This window comes from Mycobacterium sp. (genome assembly GCF_039583805.1).
In the GTDB taxonomy this organism is placed as follows: domain Bacteria; phylum Actinomycetota; class Actinomycetes; order Mycobacteriales; family Mycobacteriaceae; genus Mycobacterium.
The window spans coordinates 2,104-18,220 of record NZ_JAVKSH010000031.1 but is presented as its reverse complement, the minus strand read 5'-3'; the positions used below and the strand labels follow the sequence as shown (position 1 = coordinate 18,220).

Here is a 16,117-nt window from a genome sequence, read left to right as displayed (position 1 = left end):
CTGCCGCCGATGAAGTGGAACGCCTGGGGCGACCCGCAGGCAGCCAGACCGCTCTCCGACGGCATCCGCGCACTGCTGACGCAGGCTCTCGGGGTGACCGGGGACGACGCGGCCGGACTCGACGTGGCGCAGGTGCGGTTGCGCCCGTCGGCGCTGACCGACAGCGACCGCGCGGCGCTGGCCGAGATCGTGGGAGCCGACTACTGCCGGGACGACGACCCCGACCGATTGCTGCACGCAGGGGGAAAGTCCACGCTGGACCTGTTGCGGCGCAACGACTCCGGCGTACAAGACGCACCCGACGCGGTGCTGCTGCCCGGCGGTCCCGACGGTGAGGACGACATCGCCGCGATCCTGCGGCACTGCTCGCAGCACGGCATCGCCGTGGTCCCGTTCGGCGGGGGCACCAGCGTGGTCGGTGGCCTCGATCCGATTCGCGGCCGGTTGCGCGCCGTGGTGTCGCTGGATCTGCGCCGCCTCGACCAACTGATCGACCTGGACGAGACATCCGGCGAGGCCGAGTTCGGCGCCGGCGTCACGGGCCCGCGGGCCGAGCAGCTGCTCGGCGAGCACGGATTCTCGCTCGGGCATTTCCCGCAGAGCTTCGAGTTCGCCAGCCTCGGCGGCTTCGCCGCCACCCGGTCCTCCGGCCAGGGCTCGGCCGGCTACGGCCGGTTCGACGACATGGTCGTCGGGCTGCGCGCCATCACACCCGCGGGAGTGCTCGACCTGGGCCGCGCGCCGGCGTCGGCCGCCGGCCCCGACCTGCGTCAACTGCTGATCGGGTCGGAGGGCGTCTTCGGCGTCATCACCCGGGTGCGGGTCCGGGTCCACCCCGTGCCCGCGGCCACCCGCTACGAGGCCTGGTCGTTTCCCGACTTCGCCACCGGCACAGCCGCTGTGCGCGCCGTGGCCCAGACCGGTACCGGGCCGACCGTCATCCGGTTGTCCGACGAAGCCGAGACCGGCGTCAACCTGGCCACCACCGAGGCCATCGGCCAGACGCAGATCGCGGGCGGCTGCCTGGCGATCACCGTGTTCGAGGGCAGCACCGCACACGTCGAGAGCAGGCACGCCGAGACCCGGGCGCTGCTGGCGGCCCGGGGCGGCACGTCGCTGGGCGAGGCGCCGGCGCGCGCCTGGGAACACGGCCGCTTCAGCGCGCCCTATCTGCGAGACTCACTGCTGGCCGCCGGGGCGCTGTGCGAGACGCTCGAAACGGCCACCACCTGGTCGAACGTCCCGGCGTTGAAGGCCGCCGTCACCGAGGCGCTGACCGGCGCGCTGACCGAATCCGGCACGCCGGCGCTGGTGCTGTGCCACATTTCCCATGTGTACGCCACCGGTGCTTCCCTGTATTTCACCGTCGTCGCCGGACAGCGGGGCAATCCGATCGAGCAGTGGCGGGCCGCCAAGGCGGCCGCGTCGGACGCGATCGTGGCCGCCGGCGGGACCATCACGCATCACCACGCGGTCGGCGCCGATCACCGGCCCTGGATGGGAGCCGAGGTCGGCGAGCTGGGCGTGCAGGTGTTGCGGGCGGTCAAGTCGACGCTGGATCCGGCGGGAATCCTCAACCCGGGCAAGCTGATTCCGTGACGGGTCGCGGCGATGCCGAGTGAGGGGCGGGGCTTTGTGACCCGCCGGGAGATCGCCCGGGTGACCGTGCTGACCAACCCGGCGTCGGGGCACGGAAACGCACCGCACGCCGCGGAGAAGGCGATCGCCCGGTTGGCGCAGCGCGGCATCGACGTCGTCGAAATCGTCGGCCGCGACGCCGAACACGCGCGCCGGCTGCTCGGTGCCGCACTCGAGCGCGGCACCGACGCGGTGGTTGTCGTCGGCGGTGACGGGGTGATCTCGGAGACGCTGCAGACGATGGCGGGCAACGACGTCGCGCTGGGCATCATTCCGGCCGGCACCGGCAACGACCATGCCCGCGAATTCGGTGTGCCCACCAAGGATCCGCGGGCCGCGGCGGATGTCGTCGCCGAAGGCTGGACCGAAACCGTCGACCTGGGCCGGATCCGTGACCGCAGCGGTGTGGCCAAGTGGTTCGGCACCGTCGCGGCGACCGGTTTCGACTCGCTGGTGACCGATCGGGCCAACCGGATGCGCTGGCCGCACGGGCGGATGCGCTACAACATCGCGATGCTGGCCGAGCTCTCCCAACTGCGGCTGCTGCCGTTCCGGCTCGTGCTCGACGGGCGCGAGGAGATCGTCACCGACCTCACCCTGGCCGCGTTCGGCAACACCCGCAGCTATGGCGGCGGAATGCTGGTCTGCCCCAACGCGAATCACGCCGACGGCTTGCTCGACATCACCATGGTGCACTCGGCGTCGCGAAGCCGGTTGATCCGCTTGTTCCCCACCGTCTACAAGGGGACTCACGTCGGCCTTGACGACGTGACCACCGCGCGCGCGTCGTCGATCGACGTCGACTCGCCGGGCATCAACGCGTACGCCGACGGGGAATTCGCCTGCGCGCTGCCCGCCGAGATCTCGGCGGTCCCGGGTGCGTTGCAGGTCCTGCGCCCCGCTAACCCACTCCCCGGCTGAGCCACGACACCTCGGCGCCGTCGCCGCCGTCGCGATACGCCTCGAGCGCCTCGTCCCACGCTGTGCCCAGCGCCGAATCCAGTTGGGCTGCCAGGGCGTCGGCGCCGTCGGCCATCATGGCGCGCAGCCGCATCTCGCCGATCATGACGTCGCCGTTGGCGCTGATCGTGCCGCTCCACAGTCCCAGCGCAGGGGTGTGGCTGAACCGCTGACCGTCCACCCCGGCGCTGGGATCTTCGGTGACTTCAAACCGCAGCACCGACCAGGAGCGCAACGCGTTGGCCAGCCGGGCGCCGGTGCCAACCGGGCCGACCCAGTTGGTCACCGCACGCAATTGCCCCGGCATCGCCGGCTGCGGGGTCCACGTGAGGTTCGCCGGGGCGGCAGGGGTTCCCAAAGTGGAGGTCAACGCCCACTCGACATGCGGACATACCGCCGCGGGCGAGGCGTGGACGTACACCACGCCCGTCGTCGCGTCGGCGAACTGGTTCGACGCACGCATCTGCTACTCCTTCGGCTCCAGGACGTCTTCCCCAACGAGCTGGCGAACCGGCGAGCATTGCAGATGACTGCAGATGAATGCAGATGAACCCAGATGAAATTGTGCCGTACGTGTCTATTGTGCCCTGTGAGACCCCTGTTGCGCTAGTCCGCGACGAACTCGGATATAACCGAGTCCGACAACGCAGGCCAGAGCGGCAGCGCCCACTCCCCGAAATCCCGGTCGCCGAGCACGACCAGCGCCAACCGCGCCACCGGGTCGGCCCAGATGAACGTGCCCGACTGGCCGAAATGGCCGTAGGTCCGCGGCGAGTTCGCGGCGCCGGTCCAGTGCGGCGACTTCGCGTCTTTGATCTCGAAACCCAGCCCCCAGTCGTTGGGCCGCTGGACGCCGTAGCCGGGCAACACCCCGGCGAGGCCGGGAAACTGCACCGCGATGGCCTCGGCGTGCATCTGCGCCGACACCGTGGCCGGGCGCAGCAGGTCGACGGCGAACGCCGCCAGGTCGGCGGCGGTCGAGGTGGCGCCGAAGCCGGCCGCCCAGGCTCCGTCGTCGAGTCGGGTCGAGGTCATGCCCAGCGGATCCAGCACCGCCTCGGCCAGGTAACGACCGAACTCGATACCGGACTCCCGCTGCACCGTCTCGGCCAGCACGGTGAAGCCGTAATTGGAATACATCCGCCGGACGCCGGGCTTGGCCAGCACGTGGTTGGAGTGCATGGCCAGACCGGAGCTGTGCGCGAGCAGATGCCGCACGGTGGAGCCGGGCGGTCCGGCGGCGGCGTCGAGATCGACGACGCCCTCCTCGATCGCGACCTGCACGGCCCTGGCCACCAGCGGCTTGGTCACCGACGCCAGCGTGAACTCCCGGTCGGTGTCGCCGCGGGCGGCCAGCGTTCCGTCGGGGCCGACCACGACGGCCGCCGCCGATGCGACCGGCCAGTCGTCCAGGGCGTCCAGTGCAGCCATCGGGCTGCAGCCTAACCGTCGCCGCCCGGCCACTACGTTGGACGCCATGAGCCAGACAGTGCGCGGCGTGATCTCCCGTGCGAAGGGCACGCCCGTCGAGTTGACCGACATCGTCATCCCCGACCCGGGACCCGGTGAGGTGGTGGTCGACGTGACCGCCTGCGGGGTGTGCCACACCGACCTGACCTACCGCGACGGCGGCATCACCGACGACTACCCGTTCCTGCTGGGTCACGAGGCGGCGGGCACCGTGGAGGCGGTCGGCCCGGAGGTGACCGCGGTGGCTCCCGGCGACGTCGTGATCCTGAACTGGCGGGCGGTGTGCGGGCAGTGCCGCGCGTGCCGGCGCGGCCGGCCGCAGCTGTGCTTCGACACGTTCAACGCCACCCAGAAGATGACGCTGCCCGACGGCACCGAGCTGACCGCGGCGCTGGGCATCGGCGCGTTCGCCGACAAGACCCTCGTGCACGCCGGCCAGTGCACCACAGTCGACCCGGCGGCCGACCCGGCGGTGGCCGGCCTGCTGGGCTGCGGGGTGATGGCCGGCCTGGGTGCGGCGATCAACACCGGCGGCGTGTCCCGCGACGACACGGTCGCGGTGATCGGCTGCGGCGGCGTGGGTGACGCGGCGATCGCCGGGGCCGCGCTGGTCGGGGCGCGGCGCATCATCGCCGTCGACACCGACGCCACCAAACTGGAGTGGGCCCGCGGTTTCGGCGCCACCCACACCGTCAACGCCCGCGACTGCGACGTCGTGAAAGCGGTGCAGGACCTGACCGACGGGTTCGGCGCCGACGTGGTGATCGACGCGGTCGGCCGCCCGGAAACCTGGACACAGGCGTTCTACGCCCGCGGCCTCGCCGGAACGGTTGTGCTGGTGGGTGTTCCGACTCCGCAGATGCGCATCGACATGCCGCTGGTGGACTTCTTCTCGCACGGCGGCGCGCTGAAGGCGTCGTGGTACGGCGACTGCCTGCCCGAGCGCGACTTCCCCACCCTGATCGAGCTGTACCTGCAGGGCCGGCTGCCGCTGGAGAAGTTCGTCTCCGAACGCATCGGCCTTTCCGACGTCGAGGCGGCGTTCCACAACATGAACGAGGGTAAGGTGCTGCGCTCGGTGGTGATGCTGTGATCGAGCGGGTCGTCACCCACGGCACCTTCGAACTCGACGGCGGCAGTTGGGAAGTCGACAACAACGTCTGGATCGTCGGAGACGGATCGGAGGTTGTGGTGTTCGACGCCGCCCACACAGCGGCCCCGATCGTGGCGGCGGTCGGCGGCCGCACCGTGGTGGCGGTGGTGTGCACACACGGCCACAACGACCACGTGACGGTGGCTCCCGAGTTGGGCGAAACGCTCGACGCGCCGGTGCTGCTGCATCCCGGTGACGACGTTCTATGGCGAATGACCCACCCGGACAAAGAGTTTGGCGCGATGGCCGACGGGGACACGCTGCGGGTCGCCGGTGTCCAGCTGCGGGCGCTGCACACCCCGGGCCACTCCCCCGGCTCGGTGTGCTGGTACGCGCCCGACCTGGGTGCGGTGTTCAGCGGGGACACACTGTTCGCGGGCGGGCCGGGTGCGACCGGGCGCTCGTTCTCCGACTTCCCCACCATCCTGGCGTCGATCGCAGACCGGCTGGGCACGCTGCCGGCCGACACCGTGGTCTACACCGGACACGGTGGCTCGACCACGATCGGCAACGAGATCGTGCAGTACGACGACTGGGTGGCCAGAGGCCACTGACGGCTCGTTTTTCGGCCCGGCGCCGTTGCGCCGGTGGCCGGGGCCTAGGTGACCGTCGGGGCCGGGGCCTGCGTGGTCGCCGCCGGGGCCGGGGCTTGCGTGGTCGCCGCCGGGGCCTGGGTCGTCGCCGGGGCTGGGGCTTGTGTCGTCGTCGGGGCCTGGGTCGTCGTCGGGGCCTGGGTCGTCGTCGGGGCTTGCGTCGTCGTCGGGGCTTGCGTCGTCGTCGTGGGCTGCGTGGTCGTCGTGGGCTGCGTGGTCGTCGTGGGCTGCGTGGTCGTCGTCGTGGGCTGGGTCGTCGTCGTCGTGGGCTGGGTCGTCGTCGTCGTGGTCGGTTGCGTGCTGCTCGACGTCGATTCGGCGCTCGACGACTCCGCCGTCGACGACGGCACCGACGTGCTGCCCGACGGGACGGAGCTCACCGGCGCCGACGTGCTGGTGGGGGCCGGTGTGGCGGGAGCGCCACCCCCGTGGTGCCGCAGCGCGATCATGACGGCGGCACCGATCGCCAATAGCGCCAAAGCCGTGCCGACGGCGACCACCGCGGGCCGCTGATACCAGGCGGGCGGTGCCGGGGCGGCCACAGCATCAGGGCCCTGGCCGTCGAACTCGGGCTCTGCCACCTCCGCTGCGTCGGGGTACTCGCCGCCACTGAACGGCACGAGCCCGGACTCGTCACCCGCTTCCGACCACGCCAGCGCGGGAGCAGGCTCCGGAGCGACATCGGAGATGGTCGTCGCGTCGACAGCCGATCCGAGCGCCGTCGGGGCCGGCGTCGTAGGGGCCTGCGTCGTCGGGGCCGGCGCCGCCGGGACCCGCGTCGTCTCGACGCCACCCGGCCCGCGCGCGGCTCGCAGCGCCGCGCCAGCGGCGGCAGTCAGATGGGGCCGCGACTGCGTGACCACCGGCACCCGCAGCTGTTCCGAGAGGTTACCGGTGACCGTCGGGACACTGGCTCCGCCGCCCAGTGCCGCAACCGCAGTCAGGTCGCTGTCACGAACATTATTGTGCTGCAACGTCTCTCGTAGAACCGCAAGGAAGCTGGCCAACGGCTGGCGGATCACGGCGTCGAGCTCGGCCCGGGTGAGCCGGATGTCGCGACGATTCCCGGGCATGTCGACGGTCAGGGTGGTCGCGTCGGCGGACGAGAGCTCCTCTTTGGCGTGCCGGATCGCTGCGCGCAGCTGCTCCAGCGCACCGACCGCCGACGTGGCGGAGGTGTCGACGCCGCCGGCCGAGAACACCCCGGCCAGCACATGATCCAGCAGAGCCTGGTCGATTGCGTCGCCGGACAAATCGGCATGCCGGACCGTGCGGGCGACGGGCTGGTAGTCGTGGGCGGCGTCGACCAGGGTGAGGCTGGTTCCGCTGCCTCCGAAATCGCATACCGCGACCAGGCCGTGGGCCGGCAAACCCGGATCGGCCCGCAGAGCGGCCACCGCGGCCGCGGCGTCGGCCAGCAGCGTGAACCGGCCGCCGGACCATTCGGGCACCCGGCCGACGGCGGCCCCCAACGCCGCCACCGCCGCCGGATCCCAATGCGCGGGATGGGTGATCGCCGTCGCGTCCGGCAGCGCCCGGCCGTCGGTGGCGGCGTAGGCCAGCGCCCGCAGCGCGTCGGCGACCAGCGTCTCGCCGCGGTGTGTCGAGCCGTCGGCCGCGACGACGCCGAGCGGGTCGCCGACCCGGCCGACGAAGTCGGTGATCACCAGCCCGGGCTCGGTGAGCCCGGGGTTCTCCGACGGCACACCGACGTGCGTGGGACGCTGCCGATACAGGGTCAACACCGGCGCGCGGGTGATCGCGCGATCGGCGGTCACCGCCGCCAGGGTGGTGGCGCCCACCGACAGGCCCATCGCGGAGAGGCCCATCGCGGACAGGCCCAGCGCGGACAGGCCCAGCGCCGACCCGCTCACGTTCGTCATCTCGCCCACATCCCCTCGGTTCCCGCCGGTCAGCGGATGGTGCCCACTCCGGCGATGAGCGGCAGGTCCAGCGGGGTGACCCAGCCAGGCGGAAGGTCGTTGACCGCCGGGACGGCGTTGAGCGCCCGCATCCCGGTGGCCAGGCATCCGGCGGTGGCCGCGTCTCGCCCCGAGCCGTCGGTGAACCGAAACGCGGTCTCCTGGAAGACGCTCGGCGTGCCCTCGATGTCGACCCGGTAGACGTCGTCCTGGTTTCCCGACGGCCAGTCCGGGGCGGCGTCGTGGCCGATGCGGTTGACGTGCTCGAGCTGGATACGGGTCTCGCCGCGATAGATCCCGTTGATGGTGAACCGCACGGCGGCAACGTGTCCGGGCGCGATGACACCCTTGGCGGTCTCGCGCTCGGTGGGCGTGACCCACTTGTCCCAGGTCGTGGTGATCTCGTCCAGCGTGATGCCCGCGGCGTGCGCGATCATCGGAACGGTTGCGCCCCAGGCGAAGATCAGCACGTCGCGGTTCTCCAGCAACGGGCGATATTCGGGTTCTCGGCCGATGCCCATCTCCTGTTCGTAGTCGCCGGTGTAGTTGGTGTAGTCCAGCAGCTCGGAAGCCCGCACCCGGCGCACCTCGGCGCAGATGCCCATCAGCGTCATCGGGAAGAGGTCGTTGGCGAAACCCGGGTCGATGCCGGTGGTGAAGCACGACGACCCTCCCGCCTCGCACGCCTCGGTGATGGGCGCGATCCAGGTCGGCGGGTTCAGGTGCATGTCCGGCCAGACCCACGGCGTCATCGCGGTCGAGCACACGTCGATGCCCGCCCGCAAGAATCGTGTCATCAGCGCGAGGTTGTCGTCGGCGTGCGCCGCGGTGGGGCCGTAGTGCACCAGCGCATCGGGCTGCAGGGCGATCAGCGAGTCGACGTCGTCGGTGGCGGTGACGCCGACCGGCTCGGGCAGCCCGCAGATCTCTCCGACGTCGCGACCGACTTTCTGGGGGTTGCTGACGCCGACGCCCACCAGCTCGAAGAACGGGTGCCGGACGATCTCGGCGATCACCATCTTGCCGACAAAACCTGTGCCCCAGACCACGACCCGTTTGGGCCTACGTTTGGGCCTACATTTGGACATGTGCCGCCTTCCGTCGCTGTACCGCATCACCCTAATCGGGCGGTGGCGACGGGCGCACCGTCGACGCAGCAACGGCTGCGGTTTAGGCTCGGAGCGGTAAGCTGCCCGACGACCCCGACGACAAGGAAGTCTCGATGGGTATCGCGACACGCGACAATGGCACAGCCCCGCCCGACGTTCCTCTTGCCGACATCGACCTGGGCACGTTGGAGTTCTGGGGACGCGACGACGATTTCCGAGACGCCGCGTTCGCCACGCTGCGACGCGAGGCGCCGATCTCGTTCTGGGCCGAACCGGCCATGCCCGGCTTCGAGGCAGGGGCCGGGCACTGGGCGCTGACCAAGCTCGACGACGTGTTCTATGCCAGCCGTCACCCGGAGATCTTCAGCTCGTATCCGAACATCACCATCTACGACCAGCAACCGGAGGTCGCCGAGTTCTTCGGATCGATGATCGCGCTCGACGACCCGCGGCACCAACGGCTGCGGTCGATCGTCAGCCGGGCGTTCACCCCGAAGGTGGTGGCCCGCGTCGAGGCCGCGGTGCGCGAGCGGGCGCACCGGCTGGTCGCGGCGCTGATCGCCAACCATCCCGACGGCGCCGGTGAGGCGGTCAGCGAGCTGGCCGGCCCGCTGCCGCTGCAGGTCATCTGCGACATGATGGGCATTCCCGAGGACGACCACGACCGCGTCTTCCACTGGACGAACGTCATCCTCGGCTTCGGTGATCCTGACCTGGCAACCGATTTCGCGGAGTTCGTCACGGTGTCGATGGAGATCGGCGCCTACGCCACCGCGCTGGCCGAGGACCGCCGGGCCAATCCGGGCGACGACTTGACGTCGAGTCTGGTGGCGGCCGAGGTCGACGGCGAGCGGCTGACGTCCGCGGAGATCGCGTCGTTCTTTATTTTGCTGGTGGTCGCCGGCAACGAGACCACCCGCAACGCGATCAGCCACGGCATCCTGGCACTCACCCGCTACCCCGAGCAGCGCGCGACGTGGTGGTCCGACTTCGGCGGGGTGTCGCCGTCGGCCGTCGAGGAGATCGTCCGGTGGGCGTCGCCGGTGGTCTACATGCGACGCACACTCACCCGGGACTTCGAACTGCGCGGGACAAAGCTGGCGGCCGGTGACAAGGCCACGCTGTGGTACTGCTCGGCCAACCGCGACGAGTCCAAGTTCGCCGAGCCGTGGATGTTCGACGTGACCCGCAATCCCAACCCGCACGTCGGCTTCGGCGGCGGCGGCGCGCATTTCTGCCTGGGCGCCAACCTCGCCCGTCGGGAGATCAGCGTGATGTTCGACGAGCTGCACCGCGAGATCCCCGACGTCGTCGCAACCGAAGAGCCGGCCGCGTTGTTGTCGGCGTTCATTCACGGCATCAAAAAGCTGCCGATATCGTGGACTCCACCGAGCTGAGCGACGGCCGCCGCGGCAAACACGGATCGAGGAGGTCGCGATGCGCGGCCACTGCCGCCGCCTGGTGTGCGCCCTGAGTGCAGCGATGGTGCTGGCGGCGTGCGGGAAGGCCGCCGATTCGAGCGGGCCGCCAGCGCGTGCGACACCCGCAGCGCCGGCCGGCAGTAGTCTCCCGGCCGTTCCCGCTGCGCCCGCGACGTCGCGGCCCCGGCCGGAGAAGTGGATCGACCTGCAGGCCGGCGATTGTCTATCCGAGCTTCCGTCGACGGATCCCAGCGTGGTCAGCGTGACAGTCGTCGACTGCGCGGCGGCGCATCAGGCGGAGGTGTATCTGCGCGCGCCGCTGGCCGTCAACGCGGCCGTCGCCGGCATCGCCAATCAACAATGCGCCGAGGGGTTTTCGCGTTACACCGGACGGCCCGTCGACGGCAGCCCGTACGCGCTGACCTACCTCATCGACTCCAATCAGGACCGGACGGCGGACAATCCGGCGCCCAGTACCGTTATCTGCCTGCTACACGCCACCAACGGTCAACCTCTCACCGGGTCGGCGCTGCGCTGAGACAGCCGTACAGCGTCGGCTGTGGTTTTTGCAAAAGTCATGTTGCGCAATGCAATTACATTGCCCACGGTCGCCGCCAGGGCGGCGTCGCCCCGGCTACGCGGGAATCTTCGCGGCGATCTGCTTGGCGATGGTGACTGCGGAGTCACCCGGGTCGGCGCTGCAGGTGTTGACGTCCACAATGACGTTGTTGCGTGCCGCCAGCGCCCGTCCGCAGGCCCAGCTGGGGGGTTTGGCGTTTTCCTGGGTTGCGATCGTGCTCAGCACGCCGTCGGCGTTGGACACCGGCTCGGTGGTCCACTCCGATCCACTCTGGGTGTGGGTGTAGCGCTCGCAGGCCGGCCACTTCTTCGCCGACGCGTCGAAGAAGGCGGCGGCTTGTTTCGCGGAGGGAAACAACACCACGGCCTGCTCGACGAAATGCGCGAAGTTGTCGCCCTCCTGCAGCGTTTGGTCACGCACCGCGATGTAGCCGCTGCCGGCGTAGACCTGCGCCTGCGCCGCCCCGTCGACGGCCAGGCATTCCTTGGGCTGCATCGTGGCGCTGTCGTCCGACATCGCGTCATGTCGCCGGGTGATCGCCATGTCGGCCGCGCCCATGATGGGGTTGATCTGCTCGGGTGTCAGCAGGTAGCCCTTCAGTGCCCGGTCCGCGACGGGCGGTGCGACCTTCGTCGTGGTGGTGGTCGTCGTGGTGGACGTCTTGGCGGCCTGCTTGCTGCCTGCGCCGCAGCCGGCGACCAGGGTGCACGCGGCGGCAACAGCGAACGCGCCTACCAGCTGGCGCATCTTTTCACCCCGTTTCCGCCGTGCCTCGCGGCGTTGCCGGTCAGCACTCACCTGCGATGACGTTGCCGCAACCCGAAGCAGATAGTACCAACAGCGGCGGTCAACGACGCTGCACCGGCCGTCGCGGTCCGGCATCGGGGGAGTCGCGGCTCCGGCGCCATCCTGCGCTGGTGCTCGTCGCGTCGGGGAGCCGCTGGGAGCGTCGACCACGTCACCGTGACGCCGTCGACGCCGTGGCTCAACCGCCGGCGAAGTCCTTCGCGCCGGCCGTTTCTCGGCCACCTGCACCCTAATCGATCGCTGCCCCAGCAACTTCGGACGCCAGTACAGTAGCGCCATGGTCTTGGGCTTCTGGGATCTTGCGGTACCCATCGTGGGTGCTCCGATGGCCGGCGGTCCCGGGACTCCGGCGCTGGCGGCTGCGGTGACCAACGCGGGCGGCATGGGTTTTGTCGCCGGCGGGTACGTCAGCCCGGGGCACTTCGCCGAGGACATTGCCGCAGCACGCGCTGCGACCACCGGTCCGCTCGGGGTCAACCTCTTTGTGCCCCAGCCCAGCGCCGCCGACTACGCGCAATTGGATTACTACGCACAGCAACTCGATCAGTTCGCCGAGCACTACGACGTCGAGGTCGGTCAGCCGTGCTACGGCGACGACGACGACTGGGAAGCCAAGCTCGAGGTGATCGCCGATGTGCGGCCCGAGGTGGTGTCGTTCGCGTTCGGTGTCCCCTCACCGGACGTTTTGGGGCGGTTCGGCGCGTTGGGGATGCTGCTGTTCGTCACGGTCACCTCGGCCTACGAGGCCGCGGTGGCCGTCGCGGCCGGCGCGGACGGCCTGGTGGTCCAGGGCCCGGACGCGGGCGGGCACCGCGGCACGTTCGCGCCCGACATGATGCCGGGGACCGAGCCGCTCGGCGAACTGCTGGACCGCATTCACGCCGCCCACGATGTTCCGCTGATCGCCGCGGGCGGCCTGGGTACCGCCCACGACGTCGCCGGAGTGTTGCGCCGGGGGGCGGTCGCCGCCCAGGTCGGGACCGCGCTCCTGCTGGCCGACGAAGCCGGCACCAATGCCGCGCACCGGACCGCCCTGCAGAACCCGCAATTCGGTTGCACGCGTGTGACCCCTGCCTTCTCGGGCCGCTATGCGCGCGGCCTGGAAAACGACTTCACCCGCCTACTCGACGACGTCGCGCCGCTGGGATACCCCGAGATCCACCACATGACGTCGCCGATCCGACAAGCCGCGGTCGCCGCCGATGACCCGCACGGGACGAACCTCTGGGCGGGGACGGCTTTCGCTGCCGCTCGCCCGGGTCCGGCGGCGGACATCGTCGCCGCACTGGGCGCGGTGTAGCGCGAGCAGCTGTCCGGGGAGAGCTTCGCCGCGCGTTTGCTCGACGCCACCGTGACCGCGTGCGCCGGACGGCACTCGATCACATTGCGAAAAGGCAAACAATGGGCGAACAACAGATTTCCGAAGATAAACAGTTGTAGAAGCCGCGACGAACCCTGTCGGTCGAGCCTGTGCCAGTCCGCCGGCAGCATTTAACGTCACCGTAGACCACTGGAACGGCAAGCTGCAGCGGCTCACAGACACCGACGTCGGCCCGGTCGCGGCGGCACTTGTGCGGACAAGGAGACAAGAGATGGCGAACGAGGAAGCGCCTCGGATGACTACGGCGCGCGCGACGCCAAGCAGGGTCGCGAACACCAAGACGGCGACGCGCGTTGCGAAGCTGATCCTGACCGCCGCCGGCGCGGCAACCGCGGTGGGACTGGCTGCGCCGGCCTACGCCGAGCCTACCGACCCGAACATCTATGTCGCCCGGGCGACGGACGAAACGTTCTTCCAGTCGCTTGATCATCTCGGCATCGACCAACCAGCCGGCGCTGAGGCGGTCACCACCGCCAAAGCCGCCTGCGGGCAGCTCGCCGGCGGCCAGACCGTCCGCGACACCGTGGACGCGGTGCGGAACACCTACCCTGGCTTGACTGTCCTGAAGGCCGCCCACTTCGTGGCGGTCGCGCGGGCGTTGTACTGCCCCGATCCCTCGGCCTAGATCGGGCAACGTCCTCCCGGCCCCACTCGGGCTACCGCGGGCCTGGTCCGGCTCGTGCGTTGGCCGGGCGGGGCTTTGGCGTGTCCGGCAGTGCGCTGCCCGCCTCTCCGGAGGCGCTGCCGCAGACGGGCCGCAGCTATCCGCCCGAGGACGGGCGGGGCATTTTGTAGCGCGGAGGCGTGACCTGCAAGATGGCGCTGATACTGGGACGGGTTACCTTGCGTGCCGCGGCGGCGCCGGCCGCCCCCACCATCGGTCCCATCCCGGCTGCCGGCCCGGTGCCGGCGTAGTGCGCTGCCGGAGCTGCACCCCACGATTGGTTGGTGCCCGACGACAGCCACTGCTCGGTCGCCGCTGCGGCGGGTGTCGCATTCGTCCACGTCGGGGGCACCGATAACCGTCCCATCGGAGCCGCCGTGCCGACACTGGCCAGCACCGCATTGTTGACCCCTGACGCCGCACCCGACTCGACCGCCCCGGCCAGCCCGGCGGCTAACGGCGATGTCGCCCCGGCCAGTCCGGTCGGCGCAAGAGCTGAGCCATCGGTCAAGTAGCCGGTGGTATTGAGGATGGCACTGGATACCGCTCCGATATTACGCAACTGGATGAAAAAATAGGTGTCAAGGGGTTGGTTGACGTAATTGATGTCGTCCATGAACGTGATGAAGGATTGCGGTACCGGTATGCCGGGTGGCGTGGCTGTGCCCGAGCCCGCGGCAGCCGCCGACGAGAGCTGTTGTGGCACAGCCGAAAGCACCTTCGACAGGGTCTGTAGTTGCGAAGCAGCCGACCCGGCGACCGAGCTGGCCGCAGCCGACGCTCCGGCGGGGTTGGTGGTCTGCGGCGGCTCGGTGAACGGCGACAGCTGCGTCGCCGACGCCGCCGATGCGGCATAGCTGTACATCGCGTGGGTGTCTTGAGCCCACATCTCGGCGTAGTCGGCCTCGGTGGCCGCGATCTGGTTTGCGTTCTGACCCAGAATGTTGGTCGCGATGAGATGCAACAGCCGGGTGCGGTTCGCCGCCACCATCGCCGGCGGCACCACTGCCGCATATGCGGTCTCGAAGGCGGCTGCGGCCACCCGGGCTTGGCTGGCCGCCTGTTCGGCTTGCACTCCCGTTGTCGTCGCCCACTGCGCATACCGTGCGGCCGCCGCTGCCATCGTCGTCGCGGCGGGACCCGTCCACGCCTCACCCTCCAAGGTCGCGATTTCCGAAGCGTAGCCGCGCGCGAACGAATCCAACTGCGCGGCGAGCAGGTCCCAGGCGCCTGCGGCAACTATCAATGGCTCCGAGCCCGGACCGGAATACATTTTGGTCGAGGTGATCTCCGGCGGCAACATCCCGAAGTCCAGCATCCGCATCCCCTTTCATCGACCGCACCGGCAGCCGTGCGGTCTCAACTGGTCCTATCCGCCGACTGCCGGCCGGGGCATCCGGAAGCGGCGATCCCGCATGCGGAATACGGCGTTGCCGGTGTGCTGCGGTCCCGGCCCCCCCATCGGTCCCAGGGACGGCGGCAGCTGGTCCATCGCGGGCTTGGCCGAATTGACCAGGACACCACGGTGAGTGGTTTCCGGTGGCGGCGTCTGGGTGACATCGGTTGCCGCGACGAGGGTCTGGCCGGCGGCCGGTGACGCCGGCGACCAGCTGGGGGGAACCGACAATGTCCCCACCGACGCCGCTTTGCCCGTACTGGCCAGCACCGTGCCGCTTCCTCCTGCCAGATTCGCCGTTTCGGGGCTGTAGAGGAGCGGTGGCAATCTCGGCAGCTGCAGATGTTGGATGACTTTGGGATTCGTGGCGTTGAAATCTGCTTGGTCCCCGAATGTGACGCCGTAATTGTAGAAATTCTTGTTAATCGCCTCGTTGTAGGGGTCGTACACGTGCCGGAAGTCCTGGAAATTCTTGATGTAGTAGTACTGCGACGATGTCGACGTCGTTGACGCCCCCGACGTTGACGTTGACGCCCCCGACGTTGACGCCCCCGACGTTGACGCCGACGTCCCCGACGCAGAGGTTCCCGACGACCCTGCGGAATGCGCCGAGCTTGATCCCGACGAGGTCGTGGCGTGCGCTGAGCTTGATCCCGACGATGTCGTGGCGTGCGCCGAGCTTGATCCCGTCGAAACACTCTGCGCGTGGCTGGGCACAGTCGACATCGCCTGCGCCAGCGTTTGCGTCTTCCCGGCGGTTGTGGTGCCGACCGTCTGAGCTGCCGCGGCGTGCTGCGCGGATTGCCCGCTGGGGTTGGTGGTCTGCGGCGGCGTGTTGAACGGTGTCAATGCGGCTGCGGCGGGCAACGCGGACCCGGCATAGCCGTACATGGCGGTCGCGTCTTGCGCCCACATCTCCGCGTACAGGGCCTCGGTGGCCGCGATGGCCGGCGTGTTCTGCCCGAAGAAATTGGTCGCCACCAGCGCCGTCAGCAACGCCCGGTTGGCTTCGACCACGGAGGG

15 protein-coding genes are annotated in these 16,117 nt (G+C 69.8%); 8 read left to right on the top strand and 7 right to left on the bottom strand.

Annotated features, from left to right (window positions below; all coding sequences use genetic code 11):
- Window positions 1-9 precede the first annotated feature (9 nt).
- Entirely contained in the window at window positions 10-1,599 is a 1,590-nt protein-coding gene (locus tag ABDW21_RS06120) for an FAD-binding oxidoreductase (protein ID WP_343600804.1), read from the top strand.
- Between the two features lie 12 nt (window positions 1,600-1,611).
- Window positions 1,612-2,559, top strand: a complete 948-nt coding sequence (locus ABDW21_RS06115) for a diacylglycerol kinase (RefSeq protein WP_343600792.1) — start codon at window positions 1,612-1,614, stop codon at window positions 2,557-2,559.
- Here ABDW21_RS06115 and ABDW21_RS06110 read toward each other — a convergent pair.
- Both ABDW21_RS06110 and ABDW21_RS06105 read right to left on the bottom strand, forming a co-directional pair.
- Window positions 2,540-3,061, bottom strand: a complete 522-nt coding sequence (locus tag ABDW21_RS06110) for a DUF3145 domain-containing protein (protein ID WP_343600791.1) — start codon at window positions 3,059-3,061, stop codon at window positions 2,540-2,542. The genes ABDW21_RS06115 and ABDW21_RS06110 overlap by 20 nt on opposite strands.
- 143 nt (window positions 3,062-3,204) lie before the next feature.
- Window positions 3,205-4,029 carry a serine hydrolase domain-containing protein gene (locus ABDW21_RS06105; protein ID WP_343600790.1) on the bottom strand — a complete coding sequence of 275 codons (825 nt, stop codon included), beginning with the start codon at window positions 4,027-4,029 and terminating at the stop codon, window positions 3,205-3,207.
- 46 nt (window positions 4,030-4,075) lie between these two features.
- On the opposite strand from ABDW21_RS06105, the gene ABDW21_RS06100 reads away from it, so the two are divergent.
- Together ABDW21_RS06100 and ABDW21_RS06095 are read left to right on the top strand one after the other, a co-directional pair.
- The gene (locus ABDW21_RS06100; RefSeq protein ID WP_343600789.1) at window positions 4,076-5,161 is read left to right on the top strand and encodes an S-(hydroxymethyl)mycothiol dehydrogenase; all 1,086 of its coding nucleotides are present in this window, start codon (window positions 4,076-4,078) and stop codon (window positions 5,159-5,161) included.
- Entirely contained in the window at window positions 5,158-5,775 is a 618-nt protein-coding gene (locus ABDW21_RS06095; RefSeq protein WP_343600788.1) for an MBL fold metallo-hydrolase, read from the top strand. The genes ABDW21_RS06100 and ABDW21_RS06095 overlap by 4 nt, the downstream gene beginning before the upstream one ends.
- Window positions 5,776-5,819: 44 nt before the next feature.
- On the opposite strand, the gene ABDW21_RS06090 is transcribed toward ABDW21_RS06095, so the two are convergent.
- Window positions 5,820-7,697 (bottom strand): Hsp70 family protein, encoded by a 1,878-nt coding sequence (locus ABDW21_RS06090; protein ID WP_343600787.1) that lies wholly within the window; start codon window positions 7,695-7,697, stop codon window positions 5,820-5,822.
- A gap of 29 nt (window positions 7,698-7,726) precedes the next feature.
- Window positions 7,727-8,824 carry a dihydrodipicolinate reductase gene (locus ABDW21_RS06085; protein WP_343600786.1) on the bottom strand — a complete coding sequence of 366 codons (1,098 nt, stop codon included), beginning with the start codon at window positions 8,822-8,824 and terminating at the stop codon, window positions 7,727-7,729.
- Between the two features lie 134 nt (window positions 8,825-8,958).
- Here ABDW21_RS06085 and ABDW21_RS06080 point away from each other — a divergent pair, with 134 nt between their 5' ends.
- Together ABDW21_RS06080 and ABDW21_RS06075 are read left to right on the top strand one after the other, a co-directional pair.
- Window positions 8,959-10,242, top strand: coding sequence for a cytochrome P450 (locus tag ABDW21_RS06080; RefSeq protein ID WP_343600785.1), 1,284 nt, complete (start codon window positions 8,959-8,961; stop codon window positions 10,240-10,242).
- A 40-nt stretch (window positions 10,243-10,282) separates the two neighbouring features.
- Window positions 10,283-10,804, top strand: coding sequence for a hypothetical protein (locus tag ABDW21_RS06075; RefSeq protein WP_343600784.1), 522 nt, complete (start codon window positions 10,283-10,285; stop codon window positions 10,802-10,804).
- A gap of 96 nt (window positions 10,805-10,900) precedes the next feature.
- On the opposite strand, the gene ABDW21_RS06070 is transcribed toward ABDW21_RS06075, so the two are convergent.
- Window positions 10,901-11,593, bottom strand: coding sequence for a sensor domain-containing protein (locus tag ABDW21_RS06070; RefSeq protein ID WP_343600783.1), 693 nt, complete (start codon window positions 11,591-11,593; stop codon window positions 10,901-10,903).
- 337 nt (window positions 11,594-11,930) lie between these two features.
- Between ABDW21_RS06070 and ABDW21_RS06065 the strand changes: the two genes are divergently transcribed.
- Together ABDW21_RS06065 and ABDW21_RS06060 are read left to right on the top strand one after the other, a co-directional pair.
- Window positions 11,931-12,953 (top strand): nitronate monooxygenase, encoded by a 1,023-nt coding sequence (locus tag ABDW21_RS06065; protein ID WP_343600782.1) that lies wholly within the window; start codon window positions 11,931-11,933, stop codon window positions 12,951-12,953.
- Between the two features lie 316 nt (window positions 12,954-13,269).
- Window positions 13,270-13,659, top strand: coding sequence for a DUF732 domain-containing protein (locus tag ABDW21_RS06060; protein ID WP_343600781.1), 390 nt, complete (start codon window positions 13,270-13,272; stop codon window positions 13,657-13,659).
- Between the two features lie 136 nt (window positions 13,660-13,795).
- On the opposite strand, the gene ABDW21_RS06055 is transcribed toward ABDW21_RS06060, so the two are convergent.
- Together ABDW21_RS06055 and ABDW21_RS06050 are read right to left on the bottom strand one after the other, a co-directional pair.
- A complete protein-coding gene (locus tag ABDW21_RS06055) occupies window positions 13,796-15,022 on the bottom strand; it encodes a PPE family protein (RefSeq protein ID WP_343600780.1) in 1,227 nt (408 codons plus the stop codon).
- Between the two features lie 45 nt (window positions 15,023-15,067).
- Window positions 15,068-16,117, bottom strand: a 1,050-nt coding sequence (locus ABDW21_RS06050; RefSeq protein ID WP_343710191.1) for a PPE family protein, incomplete at its 5' end; no start/stop codon positions are given.